A 15,878-nucleotide genomic window follows, 5' to 3' on the forward strand; every position below is an offset into this window, starting at 1 on the left:
CTTACCGCTTTGCAGCAGGATTATTATGCGTTCGCAGCAATTTGTCTGATTAGTGATGACAGCGTTGCCGTGGCGTTCGAATCGGCTTCGGCGCGGCCGGAATCGGCGGTTTTCTGTTATCGCTATCAGCTCCAAATTTTCCGGCCGGCGCCATTGTGGATGCGATCCCGCGACCACATTTGCGGCGCATCATTCCCGGGAGGTTCTTCATGCGCTTCAACCAGCTCGGCCGCAGCGGCCTGATCGTTTCCGAACTCTGCCTCGGCACCATGACCTTCGGCGGGCAGGAGGGCATGTGGGGCCGGATCGGCCAGCTCCAGCAGGAGGAAGCCGACGGGCTGGTGAAGGCGGCGCTGGATGCCGGGATCAATTTCTTCGACACCGCCAATGTCTATTCGGAGGGCCGCTCCGAGACGATCCTGGGCCAGTCGCTCAAGAACCTGGGCGTGCGGCGCGAGGAAGTGGTGATCGCGACCAAGGTGCTCGGGCGGATGCACGAAGGACCGAACGGCGCCGGCGCATCGCGCGGGCATATCCTGGACCAGGTCAGGGCCAGCCTCGACCGGCTCCAGCTCGACCATATCGATCTCTACCAGATCCACGGCTTCGATGAGACGACGCCGATCGAGGAGACGCTCTACGCGCTCGACAGCCTCGTGCGGCGCGGGGTGGTGCGGTATATCGGCCTGTCCAACTGGGCGGCGTGGCAGGTGATGAAGGCGGTCGGCATCGCCGCGGCGCGGGGATATGCGCCGATCGCCTCGCTCCAGGCCTATTACACGATTGCCGGGCGCGACCTGGAGCGCGACGTGGTGCCGATGCTCAAGTCAGAAGGCGTGGGGCTGATGGTGTGGAGCCCGCTCGCGGGCGGCTTCCTGTCGGGCAAATATACGCGCGAGGGCGAAGGCGAAGGGCGGCGCGCCGGCTTCGACTTCCCGCCGGTCGACAAGGAGCGCGGCTATGACGTGGTCGACGTGCTGCGCGAGCTTTCGGCAGCCAAGGGCCAGTCGGTCGCGCAGCTTGCGCTTGGCTGGCTGCTGCACCAGCCGGCGGTATCGAGCGTGATCGTCGGGGCGAAGCGGGCCGACCAGCTTGCCGACAATCTGGGCGCGGTGGACGTGTCGTTCACGGCCGAGGAGCTGGCGCGGCTCGACGCGGTGAGCAAGCTGCCGGCCGAATATCCCGGCTGGATGATCGAGCGCCAGGGCGGCTATCGCGGCGGGCCGAGCGCGCGGCGCTAGGACGGATCGGCCTCCTTTCCAAAACCCCCGTCACCCCGGCCGAAGTGCCGGGGTCCACCGGGAGGCTGGGAGAGAAGCTGGAGGTGTGAGGGGCTCTCTGGAGGAGGAGTGGACCCCGGCACTTCGGCCGGGGGCCGGGGTGACGGAAGAATGACGACCGCGCGCCGGATGCCGAACGGTGACCCGCCCTAGCCCCACTCCACCGTGAGCGATTCCGCGAAGGCGCCGTTCTTGCGCAAGCGTCCCGCCTTGCCGGGCGCGCGGCGCAGGTTCGGGCGCCGGAGCAGCGGCTTGAGCATCAGGTGCAGCGTCGCCTGGTTGATGTGGAGGCCGAAGCACTGGTGGAGGCCATAGCCGAAATGGATATAGTCCGACGCCGCGCGCGCCGGATCGAAGCGGCGGGGATCGGCCACGCGGCGCGGGTCCATCATTGCCGAGGCGAAGGCCGCCAGCACGGTATCGCCCTGCGAGACCTTCGCTTCGTGCCCGGTGCCGCGCGCGATCACCGCATCGCCCAGCGCCACCCGGGGCAGGCCCGGCGCGAGCGGATCGAAGCGCATCGCCTCGGTCACATAGGCCGCGAGCAGCGCATCGTCCCCGGCCCGCGCCGCCGCCTGCGCGCCCGCCAGCACATCGGGGCGGCGCAGCAACTGCTCCATCGCCTGGGGCACGACCATCGGCGGCTGCGGCGGCCCGCCGACGACGAAGCCCATCAGCGCGGTGCGGATCTGATCGTCGCTGAAGCCGCTCGTTCCCGCCTTCTGCTCGGCGAGGCAGCGCGACAGCACATCGTCCTTGCCCGGCGCGGCGCGGCGCTTGTCGATCTGGGCCTGGATATGCGCGCGCAGCGCCGGGGCGATCTCCTCGACCTCCGCCAGCAGCGCGGGATCGTTGCCCTGATCGGCGAACTGGAACTCGAACAGCCGCGTGCCCCAGACGCGCAGGTCGCCCTTCTCCGGCTCGGGCACCCCGAAATAATCGCCGAGCACCGAGAAGGTGACGCGGCGGACCAGCGTATCGACCACCTCGATCCGGTCGGGCGCGGCGCGGACGATATCCTCGGCCATCATCTCGACCTGCTGCGCCAGCAGCAGCAGATCCTCGCGCCGCACGACCTTGCGCATCGCGGCGGTATCGTGGCGATATTGCTCGGTGTCGCCCATGCCGAGGAAGAAGGGCTGGCCGCCCATGATGACGTCGAGCTTGGGCTTGTAGACCACACCGAAATCGCGATCGGTGGCGAACACCTCGCGGACGTCGTCGTAGCGCGAGGTGAGCACCATGCCCTTCATCTTCAGCACCGGCTTCCACCGGCGCAGAAAGGCGAAGGCGTAGGGCATGCCGGCGAACATCAGGCGCTGCATCAGGCCCTTCACCCCACGGGGCGCGGGCCGCAGCACGTTGCGGGCGTCGAGCGCGCTCACAGCGCCGCCAGATAGTTGATCGCCGGCATGCTCGGCAGGAAGAAATATTCGCCGCCCGCCATCTCGACGAAGCTGTCGACATCGATGATCCGCCGCAGCGGCTGCTCGCGGATCGTCATCGTCCCCGCCGGGCCGAGCAGCGGATCGGCCTCGTCATAGAGCGTCGCGAAGTTGCGGTTGAGCATCCAGGTCTGCTGGACGAACTCGAACTGGCGGGTGACGTCGGTATTGAGGGCGATGAACAGCAGGCCGCGATCGGCATCGTCCTTCTCGTCGCGCCGGGCGATGGTGGGGCCGTATTTGCGGCCGCGGCGCAGGATGCGGTGGTTTTTCGACGCCGCGAGCAGGGTCGGCTTGTCGGCCGCCGTGGGAGCAAGCCCGTCGCGCGGATTGCCGCGGCGGACATGCGATCCGACCGGGCAGCCGAAACCGTGCTGGTCGCGATCGAAATAGCCGAAATCATTGTCCGGCTGGCCATCGGCATCGGCCGGCAGCACCCCGCCAGGGCAGAGGAGATTGCCGTCGCGATCGCGACCCACGACGCGCTCGGCGAGCCAATCGGCGGTGACATGGCCCGAATGTTCGGGATCGGCGGCGCGCATATGCTCGGCGGCCCGTTCGAGCGTCTGCCAGAATTCGGCGACCTTCTGCTTCAGCTCGCGCACGACCATGTAGCTGCCGTCGAGCCCGAGATCGAGGAACCCCTCGGCCTGGGGCTGGGGGGCGAGCCCGGCTTCGCGGCCGGCGGGCGAATCCGGCACGATCGGCCCGAGCGCGACCTCGTGATGGCCGTTCATATGCCCCATCAGCACTTCGCCGAGCGGCACGCCGTTCCACGGCTCGGACTCCGGTTCGATCGGCGCCCCGCCGCGGACGACGGCGCCGTCCTCATAGGGCACGGGCTGCGAGATGCCGTCGGCAAAGCCGAAATGCTCGCGCGCGATGCCGCGCTCGTCGAGCCGCAGGTCGAGATGGAGGCGGTGGACGATCTTCACCTTGTGCGGCTCGAGCGCGGCGCCGACCTGCTCGCACCAGCTCTCCGCCGTCGGCTCGTCGGGCGCATAGAGCAACAGCAGGGCGTGGACCGTCACCGGCGTCGGCACCTGCGCCTCGCCCAGCTCGGGATCGGCGGGCGGGGTGTTGCCGCTCCAGCGCGGGCCGCCGGGGATCACGGTCTTGAGCCATTCCGCTTCGCGCCGGTCGCCGAGGCGGCGCAGGCGGTCCTCCTGGAACATGCCCTCCTGGAAGGGCCGGTCGAAGCTCGCCAGCGCCTCCGCCGGCAGGCCCATCTTCTGCAGGCCGGAAAAGGTGACGCCGAAGGCGACGGCGCGCGGATCGCGGCCATCGGCATCGGTGACGGGCGCCACCGCCGCGAGCGTCTTCAGCCACGCGCCGCCGCCGGATGCCAGCACGCCGTCCCAGCCGAATTCGAGGAACAGCGCGCGCCCGGTGGGCAGCGAGGAGAAACCGCTGACGACCAGCCCCTGGGCGAGCTTGTCATGCGGGGCCCGGAGCTTCCAGCCCGGCGAACCCTTTCTGGGGGGAACGGCGCTCACAGGTCGTTCACCCATGTCGCGGCCTCCTTCTCGCTGAGCGTCGGTTTGCGCAGGCCGCCGGCGATGCGATAATTGCGCTCGATCTGATCGGTCGTCAGATCGCGATAGGCGGAATACCAGAAGCGGCTGACCGTCATCGAATGGCGCGCCCATTGCTTGAACTGGAGCCCGTTGCTCGCGCCGTCCTTGACCAGGAAGCGCGTCGGCGGGAAGCCGATGCCGCAGCTCCAGGCGAGCGTGAGCCCGCCATGCGCCTTTTCGATGAAGTCATCGAGATAGCTCTCCCAGGTCTGGTCGAAATTGCTGAAGAACAGCAGCCGGCTGCCATTGTTGACGCGCGCCCAATGCGCGAAATGGATCGTGCGCATCGACCCCAGATAGCCGCTGGTGGCGATCACCCGCAGCGCCAGCTTGAGCGCGAAATGGCCGGCGCGGATGATGACGGTGCGCAGCACGCCGGGCTTGATGAGCACGATCGAACCCATGTGGTTCTGCGGGATCCAGTCCTCGCGCTGGGCCATCTGGCGCAGCATCTTGGGATCGACCGGGGGCGCATCCTGCGAGGAATCGTGCCGCTCGAGGATGCGCAGCCACACCAGCAGCCCCGCCGCGGTGGCGGGCAGGCTCACCAGCCCCCAGCAGAGCCAGATCAGCATCCCCTCCCACGCCTCGGCCAAAGTACGGCCGGTGAGCAGCATCGAGAAGGGCGTCGCGGCGGCACCGAACACAACGATGTAGAGCGCCACGAACACGGCGAGCGGAACCGCCCATTGCAGGGCGAGCCCGACAAAGGTGAACGCGCTCTTGATCTCGGTGCCCGGCAGCGCCGCGCCGATCCGCCGCAGCATCAGCGCGAAGACGATGAACGCGGCGCCCACCAGCAACGCGAAACGCAGCCACGGCATCTCGAACTTGAGGACCAGGCCCGGCAGCGACAGCACGAACACCGTGGAGAGCACGAAGGCCGCGAGCCGGGCATAATCGAGGATGCGCTCGCCGACGGGAATCCGCACCGGCGCCGGCTTGTCCAGCCAGTCGAACTTGCCGAGCAGCGCGTGGCGCAGCGTATCGTGGATGCCCTGGGGGCTGAGGCGGCGATAGGGGCTGGGGCCGCCATTGCCCGCGGTCGCGAGCTCCTCGCGGATCGCCAGGAACAGGTCGCGCTCGGCCAGGATGCGATCGCGCGTCATGCCGCGATTGCCGTGGTGATAGACGGTGGGCGTGCCGGTGCGCGTTTCCAGATAGGGGGCGATCGGCGCGCGCGAATCGGGCGCGGTGACCGAATCGAACAGCGGGCCGTCATCGTCGAGCGGGCGCTTGCAGCAGCGCAGCATCGCGCGCAGATCCTCGCCCATCGCCGCTTCGAGCTGGCCCCAGAACGGCCCGGGGCTCCCATCGAAATTGGCCTCGATCACGAACAGCGGATCATAGTCGAAGCCCGGGAACACGCTGAGCGACATGAAGTGCAGCGCCGGCACGCGCGTCAGGAATTCGGCATAGGGGCCCTGGCCGCCCGAAGGATCGGTGCTGCGCCGATCGCGCAGCGCGTCGAGCAGGCCGGACAGATGGTCATGGCTGCCCGGCTTCACCTCGAGCGCTACCGACAAGGTCGTCTGCCGCATGCCCCCAACTCCCCCCGGAATCCACGATTCGCCGGGACTGTCTCACAGCATTACCTATTTTGATAGGACCGGTCCGACCTTTGCATCCATGCCCGATGTAACCCGCATCTATCAAAAGCCCCTCCCCTTCAGGGGAGGGGTTGGGGTGGGGGCTGTCCACGCACGCGCCGGTCTCGGTGAGACACCGCCCCAACCCCAACCCAACATCGGGTAAACAGCGCCCCGCGCTGTTTAGGTCATGCCGGAGGCATGACCGGCCCGATGCTCCTGAAGGGGAGGGGCTTGATGGTCGCTTATCGATTCAACCGGTTCAGCAGCATCGCGCGCAGCCGCCGCGCGGCGATTTCGTCCAGCGGGGCGAGCGGGCCTCGGGCATGGGCCGGCAGATGCGCCGCCGGCCCGTCGGCGGGGCCGAAGATATAATAGTCGAACAGCGCCCTCCACGCGGCCTTCTCCGGCTCGGGCCGGTCGCGCAGGCTAAGCATCGCGTGGAGCAGCGTGTTCTGCGGCGTGTCCATGAACGCAGGCGAGGTGTTCCACCAGTAATTGACCAGCACATTGAAGGCTTCGAGCGCCTCGACATGGTGCCACCAGAGCGCGGGATAGAAGAGCACATCGCCCGGCTCCAGCTCGGCGACCTGCGCGGTGGCGAGGGCGTCGCGGAAGCGCGGATGGGCGGCGAAATCGGGGTCGCGGAAATCGACCATGCTCACCACCTGCCCGCCCGGCGTGGGCTCCAGCGGGCCGGGATAGAGGTTCGCGACCTGATCGGGCGGGAACAAGGTGAAGCGCCGCCGCCCGACCGCGCAGACCGCGAGGTTGTGCGACATGTCGTAATGCGCGGTGGCGGTGGTGCGGTTGCCGATCCAGATGCTCGCGAGCGGCGGATTGGCTTCGAACATCGGGTGGTTGAGGGCCAGGTCGTTCTCGGCGCGGAAGCCCGGCAGATAGAGGCCGAGATCGGTGGAGCCGATATAGAAGCTGGGCGGATCGGCTTCGGCCAGATGTGGGCGCATGCGCTCCAGCGTGTCGCTGAGGCCGGCGCGGGCGCCCTCGAAATTGAAGCCGGTGACGTCGGCATTGTAGAAGAAGCGTCCGCCGATCCCGGGCGCGCCGGTGAAGGCGACCACGGGCTTTCCGGCGTCGAAGCCTTCGAGATAGGCGATCGCGGCTTCCGGCGACTGCAATCCCCGGGCGACCAGCGGCCAATCGCGCGCCACGCCGCGAAGGATCGCGGGCTGCTGCGCCGCCATCAGCGCGTCATAGGGGATGGCGCCGGGTGCCACGCCCTCGATCACGCGCACCGGGCGCCCGATCGAGGCGGCGGCGTTCATGCGGCGCGCCGCGCGTTCTTGCGCTCGATCAGCCGGCCGACATTGCCGATCGACGCCGCCACCAGGAACGCCGACGCCAGATAGCCGGCGTGGTGAAGCTGCTCGAGCTCGCTGCCGGAAAGCGCCGCCAGCCGCTCCTGGGAAATCCCCTCGAAGCCCTCGACCAGGAAGCGCCGCTCCTCGTTCAGCATCACTTCGAGCGCGACCGGCCGGATCAGCCCGAGCGCGTCGAGCGCCGCGTACATCGGCTGGGCGGCTTCGAGCCCGGTATAGATCAGCCGCAGGATCCGCCCGACATGATCGAGATAGGGGGCGTTGCCGCCGTGCGGCAGGAACAGCGGCTGGCCGTCCGCCGCACCGACGCGGGGATCGTCGAGATCGACATGGATCACCGGCCCCTGCCCCGGCGCGGCGCCATTCGGCAGGCCGATCAGAAAGGGGCCGCGCTGCTGGAGCGCGGGGATGTAGCGGCTTGTCCAGCGATCGGATTCGAGGAACAGATTCTCGTCGCGGTCGAGCCCGAGCAGCGCCACCGCCTGGAGCCCCTCGGCAGGATCGCGGCGGAACAGGATCGGGAATTCGCGCTGCGCCTCCTCGAACTCGGTCGGGAAGAGCAGCATCTGGTTGACGGCGTCGCCGAACGCCGCGCCGTGACGCAGCGCGACCTTCAGCGCATGATGCGCGACATTGTCCAGTGCGACCATGTTGGTCATCGAAATCATCCAAGCTCGCGTGCCTGCCGCCGGCCGGCACGCAGGGGGGCATCATGGCGCAAAGCCGCCGCGCCCTCAATCGGCCGAGAAAAAGGCCGCTGCTCGCGCAGCGGCCCCTCTCCCCCTTTATCTTCGTTCGCCCCTCAGAATTTGAAGCGCGCGCCGAGCAGGAAGCGGCGATCGAGCTCCTGCGCGTACCACAGCTCCGATTCGTCGCGGGCATAGGTCCGGACGCTTTCCTCGGTGAGGTTGATGCCCTCCAGCGTGATCGCGATCTGCGGCGTGATCTCGTAGCTGAGCGTCGCGTCGAGCTGGCCGAATGGCGCGGTGAACTCAGGGTTGCGCGAGCCCTGGCGGTTGATCCCCGAGAGGAACTTGTCGCGCCAGTTATAGGCCACGCGGGCCGAGATGCCGTGCTTCTCGTAGATCAGCGTGCCGCTGAACGTGTCCGAGAGCCCCAGCAGCGCGAACTGGTCCTCGCTCGGGCTCGCCCCGATGTTGAAGTCCACATCGCCGCGCACCAGCGTATAGGCCGCCGCAACGCCGAAGCCGGTGTTGCCGAGGAAATACTGGCCCGCGAGCTCGACGCCGTAGATCTCGGCATCGCGGTTGTTGATCGGGCGCGTCACCTGGAACTGGTAGAGCGGATCCGAACCGTTGGCCGTCATGTCGAGCGTGTTGTTGATCGTCTGGACATAGGCGTCGTCGAGCGAATGCGTCGCCTGGTTATAGTGCGCGTTGAACTCCGCGGTGGCTGCCGCGGGCGTTCCCAGCGTGTCGATCAGCGAGGACATGACGAACAGGTTCACGTCGCTGACGTCGGCGCCCAGCCCCGTCAGCGCGGCCTTGGCGTCGCCCGAACGGCTGCCCGCCGCGCCCGAGCTCGGATCGCGCAGGCCGAACAGGTCCGACGTGAACTGGCCGTTGCCGATGAAATTATGGACGCGCTTGTCGAAGAAGGCGACCGACACATAGCTGTCCGGCTTGAAATACCATTCGAGCGATGCGTCAAAATTGTCCGAGATCAGCGGCGACAGCCGGGCATTGCCGGTCGAGGCGCCGGCCACGCCGCCATTGTTGGTCGGACGCGGCGGACCGCCCACCGTGGTCGCGGTGAACAGGTTGCTGTAGTTCGGCCGGGCGATCGTCTTGCTGTAGGACAGGCGGCCGATCAGGTTGCGCGCCACTTCGACCTGGAAGTCGATCTGCGGCAGGATGTTGTCATAGCTGCCGGTATCGTCGAGCGAGGTGTTCTGGTTCGAGATGACGACGGTGAAGTCGTTGTCCGACACCCAGTTGATCGCCGAGGGCACCGCGACCAGCGAGATCGATTCGGACTTGGTATGCTCATAGCGCACGCCGGCCACCAGTCGCGCCGGAGCGCCGCCCAACTCGCCCTTCCAGGTGACCTGGCCATAGGCCGCCCAGATCTCTTCCTTGATCCGGTTGTCCTGGTTGTTGGTGATGCCCACCGCGTGCGGCTTGGCCGTGCCCGTGTCGAGCCCCGCATAATAAGGCGAGAGGATCGAGTAGATGGCCGCCGAATTGGCGCGATAGGCGACCTGCGAGTCGGGATCGCCGCCGGCGCTGTACTTGTCGAACTTGCATTCGAGGCAGAACGCCTGGAGCGCGCCCGGCGCGAGCTGCTCGACATCGCCGGGGTTGGTGATGCCCCAGTCGCCCAGCGTCTGCTGGGTGGCGACGAAGGTCTGGTGCATGTCGGTCTTGCGATAATTGCCGCCGAACTCGAACTTGCTGCCCAGACCCAGATCCCAGCCGAAATCGGCGCGGATTTCCTTGACGGTCTGCTCCTGCGTCGAGCTGTAGGTGCGGCCGACCTGCGTGCCGACGTCGTTGACGTCGAGCGGGCCGCTCGGGCCGAAGGTGATGTCCTGCTGCGGGATGCCGTGGCTGTAGTCGACCGAGTGCGCCGCGACGACGTTCGCGCCCAGGCCGACCAACGTCGAGCTCACGCCGTTGGGATTGTCCGGCCGGCTGGAGGACTTGCTGTAATGGCCGTCGACGACGAGCGAGAAGTTGCTCGCCATGTCCCATTTGCCGTTCAGGCCGTAATCCTGAAGCTCGCCCTTCTGCGCGCGCGACTGGGTCTCGAAGCCCTCGTCCTTCTGGCCGTTGATCGTCTCGTGCAGATAGGTCGCGGTGGCGACGGTGGGGTTGCCGTCGAAGGTGACGACGTCGAACGGTCGGCTGAACCAGTTGGACAGATCCGACCGCTCCTCCCTCTGCTTGTTCTGCGCATAGAGGGCGTCGGCGGTCAGGGTTAGCGAGTCGGTGGGCCTGAACTGCACCACCGCCTGGCCGTTGATGCGCTCGCGGCTGCCCTCGGCATAGTGATAGCGGCTGTCGTTCGGGATGGCGACGAGCTGGTCCGTATTGGTCGGCGCATTGTTGACGACCGTGCAGGTCGGCGTCGGCGTCGTCCCCGCGCACACGCCGCCGCTGCGGGCGAAGCCGCCGGTCAGGAAAGTGCTGTAGGGGATGATGTTCCAGTCGTTCGACGTGGCGCTGATCGAAGTGAAGTTGCGCTTCTGGTAGCTGCCGAACAGCGAGACGCCGAAGCGCTTCTCCGGATCGCTCCAGCTCACCACGCCCGAGAATTCCGGCGTCACCTTCGAGCCGCAATCGAGACAGTCGTTGACGCTGGTATCGTAGACCGCCTTGGCGCCGACGCTGCCGCTGAGGCCGGGCGCCTGGTTGTCGTCGAGCGGACGGCGCGTGACGACGTTGATCGTCGCGCCGATGCCGCCCGAGGGGACGGCGGCGCGGCCGGTCTTGTAGACCTCCAGCGTGCGCACGCCCTCGGTCGCGAGGTTCGAGAAGTCGAACGAGCGGCTGGTGCCCTGCGCGCTGTCGGCATTCTCGTCGCCGCCGACGACCGAGACGTTCGAGGTGGCGAGCTGGCGGCCGTTCAGCGTGACGAGGTTATAGGTCGGGCCGAAGCCGCGCACGGTGACCTGCGAGCCTTCGCCGTTGGTGCGGTTGATCGACACGCCCGGAATGCGCTGGAGCGATTCGGCGAGGTTGGTGTCGGGGAACTTGCCGATGTCCTCGGCCGAGATCGCATCGACGATGCCGGGCGAGTCGCGCTTGATCTCGATCGAGCGCTCGAGGCTGGCGCGGATGCCGGTGACGACGATGTCCTGGCTGTCATCCTGCGGTGCGGACTGGTCGGCCTGTTCGGCGGGAGCGGTCTCCGTCTGCGCGAACGCAATTCCCGGGACCAGCATGCATGCCGCGACGGCGATAACGGAAACCGAGCGCGCAAGCGCCGGCGATTGCCCGAAGCTCTTCATAATCCCCTCCTAGTCAGCCGGCCTTGGCGGCCGCTGCTGTTTGTTATTTTGCGCAGGCGATCTGCCTTGCGTGATGTTAACGCTATCAATCCCGATAGCGTTGTCAACATCCATCCTGCGACCTGTTGGACAGATCGCAAAATTATCGGAGGGCTGTGGTCAGAATGTAACAGCCAAACGCTTGAAGGGGGTGGAATCGTGCGAGAATGGCACGATATGTATGAGTAATCGGTCCAACAGGCGCGGTGCTGTTAGCGGTAGCGTTGAGAATGCCGGAGGACCGCCGGCCCCGCCTCCTCGCACCCGCATGCATGCTTCAATCACCCGATCGAGTGAGCGGCCTCCCCCGCCCGCGCCGGAGGAATCCAGGCGCCGGCCCCGGAGAGCAGGATGTAATCGGCGATCTGCGCCAGCGTCACGCGCCGCGCATCCTTGCCGGCGGCGACTGCGCGATGCCAGGCGACGACCCGTTCGAGCGCCTGCTCCAGCCGCAGCGCGGGTTGCCAGCCGAGCGCCGCGCGGGCCTTGGAGCAATCGAGCCGCAACAGTCCGGCCTCGTGCGGCCGCGGCCCCGTGTCGGGGAGGGAATTGGACGCTCCCTCGCCCCAGGCCGCGCGCATCCGCTCGACGATCCAGGAGACCGGGCGGGCATCTTCGTCCGACGGGCCGAAGTTCCAACCCTCGGCGAAGCGGGAATCGCCTTCCAGCAGGCGCTCGGCGATCATCAGATAGCCGCCCAGCGCCTCCAGCACGTGCTGCCAGGGCCGCACCGCATCCGGCGAGCGGATCAGCGGCGCCGCACCGGCTTCGAAGGCGCGGACCAGATCGGGGATCAGCCGGTCCTCGGCCCAGTCGCCGCCGCCGATCACGTTGCCGGCGCGCACCGAGGCGACCAGCGGCCCCGCTTCGGAGAAGAAGGAGCGGCGCCAGGCAGCGATCACCAGCTCGGCCGCGCCCTTGCTGCTGCTATAGGGATCGTGGCCGCCCATCGGATCGCTCTCGCGATAGGGCCAGACCCATTCGCGATTCTCATAGCATTTGTCGCTGGTGACGCAGACGACGGCGCCGACGCCGGGCACCTGCCGCGCGGCCTCCAGCACGTGCGCCGTCCCCATGACATTGGTCGCATAGGTGCCGACCGGATCGTCATAGGAAGCGCGGACCAGCGGCTGGGCGGCGAGATGGAAGATCGCTTCCGGCCGTGTCGCCTCCACCACGGCGCGCACCGCCGCCGCATCGCGCACATCGCCTTCGACATGGGTGATGAGATCGCCGATCCGCGCCTGCTCGAACAGGCTGGGCCGGGTCGGCGGGGCGAGCGCGAAGCCGGTGACCTCCGCCCCCAGCGCGTGCAGCCACAGGCTGAGCCAGCTCCCCTTGAAGCCGGTATGGCCGGTGATGAGGACGCGGCGCCCCTCCCAGGCAGCGCTCACCAGCGCTTCCACGGCGCGTTTCCGGCCTTCCACAGATCGTCGAGGTAGATCTTGTCGCGCAGCGTATCCATCGGCTGCCAGAACCCCTCGTGGCGATAGCCCATCAGCTCGCCGCCCCGCGCCAGCCGCTCCAGCGGCTCCGCCTCCCACACCGTGTCCGGCCCGTCGACCAGGTCGAGCACCGAAGGATCGGCGACGAAGAAGCCGCCGTTGATCTGGCCGCCGTCGCCCGCCGGCTTCTCGCGGAAATCGACCACGCGGTCCTCGTCGAATTCGAGCGCGCCGAAGCGGCCCGGCGGGGCGACCGAAGTGATCGTCGCGCGCAGCCCGTGCGACTTGTGGAAGCGCACCAGCTCGGCGACGTCGATATCGGCGACGCCGTCGCCATAGGTGAAGCAGAAGGGCTCGTCGGGATCGAGATAGGAGCGGATCGCCGCGAGCCGCCCGCCGGTCATCGTCGTCGCGCCGGTCTCGACCAGCGTCACCCGCCAGGGCTCGCTGCGGGCGTAATGGATCTCCATCCCGTTGCCGCCGCGCAGATCGATCGTCACGTCGGAGGTGTGGAGGAAGTAGTTCGCGAAATATTCCTTGATGAGATAGCCCTTGTACCCAAGGCAGATCACGAAATCGTTCAGCCCGGCCGCCGAATAGATCTTCATGATGTGCCACAGGATCGGCATGCCGCCGATCTCGACCATCGGCTTGGGCCGCACGGCCGTTTCCTCGCCAAGCCGGCTGCCGAGCCCTCCGGCCAGAATCACAGTTCGCATCTTCACTCCGCGCGTGGATCTTTGACGCGAAGACGGAGCCGCGGGCGCCGGCCCGTAAGATTCAGAAGGCCAGGTCGAAGCCCAGCCGGATGCTGCGCGGCTGGAGCGGGGTGATCTGGTTGCGGTCGCGGATCAGGAAGGGCGAGCCGAGCGCGAAGCGGTTGCCGCGGGAATCGAGCAGGTTGGTGGCCGACAGGCTGATCCCGCGCCGGGGCGTGCCGACGCGCAGCTCCAGCCCGGTGTCGAGATAATCGCCCTGAAGCTGGCCCAGTATCTGGCCGATGCCGAGCGTGGACTTGCCGACATAGCGGGCGAAGCCGTTCACATCCAGGTCGAGCCGGGAGCCGAGCGACGTCGTATAGGCGAAGCCCAGCCGGCCGGTCGTGTCGGCGACATTGGGCAACCGGTCATAATTCGGCGCGAAGGACTTCGCCGGCTGGCCGTCGGCAACCGGCGGCACGCCGCCGACGGTGACCAGATTGTTGGCGGGCAGCGTAATCAGCGTCAGCGTCGCCTCCGAATAGGACGTGACCTTGCTGTCGTTGAGGTAAAGCGCGGCATCGAACGAGAGTCCCGGCAGCGGCCGCCAGCGCGCGGCGGCGCCCACCGCCAGCACCCGTCCGTCGCCTATATTGGCGGTGGTGGGAAAGCCGAAGCCGTCGATCAGATCGGCCTGGATGTTCTTCCACTCGGTCCAGGAAGCGCTGAGCGACAGGCTGAACCGCCCGTCGTCATAGCGCGCGCCGATATCGGTGGTGCCGACCCGATCGCCCTTGAAGCGCTGGACGAACTCGCGGCGCACGGCGATGCCGCCGGGGCGGAAGCCCTGCTGATAGCGGGCGAACAGCGTCAGCGCGTCATTGGCGCGCCAGGCGATCGCCGCGGAGGGCAGCAGCCGCGTCTCCGAACGTTCGGCGCTGGCATCGGGATCGACGCGATAGGCGACGGTGAGCAGCGCGTCCTGCGAATAGCCCGAAAGCCGCGAATGGGTCAGCCGGCCGCCGGCGGTGAGCGTCACCCGGGCTATCGGCTCCACCGTCCCCTCGCCATAGAGCGTGGCTTCGTCCACCTTGTTGCTGATGCCGGTGAGCGGAACGCCGAACATCTCCGTCTGCATCCACCGGTTCACCCGCGCCTCGTTGTGGAGCAGGCTCAGCCCGACCAGCCAGCCGGTGCCGTCCGGGCCGCGCCGGGACAGCCGGGTCTCGGCGGTGACCATCGAGATGCGGTCGGTCTGGACATAGGCGGCGCTGGGAATGGCGACGGCGACGGGGGCCACGGTGGGATCGAGCGGATCGGCGAGCGGCGCGCCCTCGAACTGCTCGAAGACATATTGGCGGGCATAGCCGAGCGACGAAGTGAGATCGAGCGTGCCCCATTGCTTGCGCGCGACGAGATCGATCAGCCAGTAATCGTTGCGATAGGGCTGGGCGATGCTGCTGGCGCGGCTGAGCCCGTCGCCGCCGCTGTCGCGTTCGGCATATTGGCTGTCGTCGCCCTTGATCCACTGGCCGACGCCGCTCAGGTCGAACGTCCAGTCGTCGCCGGGCTCGTAGCGCAGCGCAGCGCGGCCGCCATAGGTGCGGACCTGGTTCACGTCCCGAAGGCCCCGCTCGACATCGTCGATATAGCCGCCGTCGATCGCGCCGAAGCCGAGCGCGCGGAAGCCGAGCTTGCCGTCCACGATCGGCACGTTGAGGATCGCGCCGCCATCGACGCCGGGCTGGCCGTGCTGGATCGCCTGCACCCCGCCCCAGGCCGAGCCGCCGGCCGTTTCGAGATCGGGCGCATGCGGCACCACGCGCACCACGCCGCCGAGCGACCCGGCACCGTAGAGCGTGCCCTGCGGCCCTTCCAGCACCTCGATCCGCTGCACGTCGTACAGGCGCAGGCTGGGATCGGGCGCGCTATAGGTGATGCGGCTGTTGCCCCAATATTGGCCCACCGTCGCCTGGGTGGGGCCGACGAAGCTCGAATCGGCGATGCCGCGGATGAACAGCTTGTTGCGCCCCGGCCCGAGATGCGTCGAGGCAACGCTGGCGACGCGCGCTTCGAGAATGTCGTTGCCCCGCCCCGCATCGGCCGCCGAGAGGCTGTCGCCATCGACGATCTGGACGCCGCCGGGATAGGCGCTGATCGGGATGTCGCGCTTGGAGCCGGTGACGACGATCTCCTGCGGCTCCGAATCGGGGAGGACCGGCGGCACGATCCGGACATGGGCGACGGGCTCGGGCTTGACGCGGACGGGCGCCGGACGGGGCGCGGGCTCGACCAGCCAGGTGCCGGGGGCGACGGCGGCCAGCCGGCACGCCAGCGGCGCGCGCCCGTGAGGGGGGGCTGGCTGGGGAAGGTGGACCGGGCTTCCTAGGCCCGCTACCGGCACTGCCGGGTCGCTCTTCCGCAAACCAGGCGGGGCCGTCCGCAACGAAGGCGCGGATCGGGGGGTGGACCGGGTGAGTCAGGAGGCGATC

10 protein-coding genes are annotated in these 15,878 nt (G+C 68.0%); 1 reads left to right on the forward strand and 9 read right to left on the reverse strand.

Annotated features, from left to right (window positions below; all coding sequences use genetic code 11):
- The first annotated feature begins 209 nt into the window (after window positions 1–209).
- Entirely contained in the window at window positions 210–1,241 is a 1,032-nt protein-coding gene (locus tag HB724_RS16395) for an aldo/keto reductase (protein ID WP_213982022.1), read from the forward strand.
- A gap of 188 nt (window positions 1,242–1,429) precedes the next feature.
- On the opposite strand, the gene HB724_RS16400 is transcribed toward HB724_RS16395, so the two are convergent.
- The 9 genes from HB724_RS16400 to HB724_RS16440 all read right to left on the reverse strand — a co-directional run bounded on the left by HB724_RS16400 (window position 1,430) and on the right by HB724_RS16440 (window position 15,790).
- Window positions 1,430–2,665: a cytochrome P450 gene (locus HB724_RS16400; RefSeq protein ID WP_213982023.1), complete on the reverse strand. Its 1,236-nt coding sequence runs from the start codon at window positions 2,663–2,665 to the stop codon at window positions 1,430–1,432.
- Window positions 2,662–4,236, reverse strand: a complete 1,575-nt coding sequence (locus tag HB724_RS16405) for a hypothetical protein (protein WP_213982024.1) — start codon at window positions 4,234–4,236, stop codon at window positions 2,662–2,664. The genes HB724_RS16400 and HB724_RS16405 overlap by 4 nt, the downstream gene beginning before the upstream one ends.
- Window positions 4,218–5,843: a hypothetical protein gene (locus tag HB724_RS16410; RefSeq protein WP_213982025.1), complete on the reverse strand. Its 1,626-nt coding sequence runs from the start codon at window positions 5,841–5,843 to the stop codon at window positions 4,218–4,220. The genes HB724_RS16405 and HB724_RS16410 overlap by 19 nt, the downstream gene beginning before the upstream one ends.
- 293 nt (window positions 5,844–6,136) lie before the next feature.
- Window positions 6,137–7,177: a cupin-like domain-containing protein gene (locus HB724_RS16415; RefSeq protein ID WP_213982026.1), complete on the reverse strand. Its 1,041-nt coding sequence runs from the start codon at window positions 7,175–7,177 to the stop codon at window positions 6,137–6,139.
- Window positions 7,174–7,890 (reverse strand): SapC family protein, encoded by a 717-nt coding sequence (locus tag HB724_RS16420; RefSeq protein ID WP_213982027.1) that lies wholly within the window; start codon window positions 7,888–7,890, stop codon window positions 7,174–7,176. The genes HB724_RS16415 and HB724_RS16420 overlap by 4 nt, the downstream gene beginning before the upstream one ends.
- Before the next feature lie 143 nt (window positions 7,891–8,033).
- Window positions 8,034–11,204, reverse strand: coding sequence for a TonB-dependent receptor (locus HB724_RS16425; RefSeq protein WP_213982028.1), 3,171 nt, complete (start codon window positions 11,202–11,204; stop codon window positions 8,034–8,036).
- Between the two features lie 320 nt (window positions 11,205–11,524).
- Window positions 11,525–12,637, reverse strand: coding sequence for a CDP-glucose 4,6-dehydratase (gene rfbG, locus HB724_RS16430; RefSeq protein ID WP_346344746.1), 1,113 nt, complete (start codon window positions 12,635–12,637; stop codon window positions 11,525–11,527).
- Complete coding sequence (rfbF, locus tag HB724_RS16435; RefSeq protein WP_213982030.1) at window positions 12,634–13,407, reverse strand: glucose-1-phosphate cytidylyltransferase; 774 nt, start codon at window positions 13,405–13,407, stop codon at window positions 12,634–12,636. The genes rfbG and rfbF overlap by 4 nt, the downstream gene beginning before the upstream one ends.
- A gap of 61 nt (window positions 13,408–13,468) precedes the next feature.
- Entirely contained in the window at window positions 13,469–15,790 is a 2,322-nt protein-coding gene (locus tag HB724_RS16440) for a TonB-dependent receptor (RefSeq protein WP_213982031.1), read from the reverse strand.
- Window positions 15,791–15,878 lie beyond the last annotated feature (88 nt).

The organism is Sphingomonas sp. dw_22 (assembly GCF_018449795.1).
In the GTDB taxonomy this organism is placed as follows: domain Bacteria; phylum Pseudomonadota; class Alphaproteobacteria; order Sphingomonadales; family Sphingomonadaceae; genus Sphingomonas.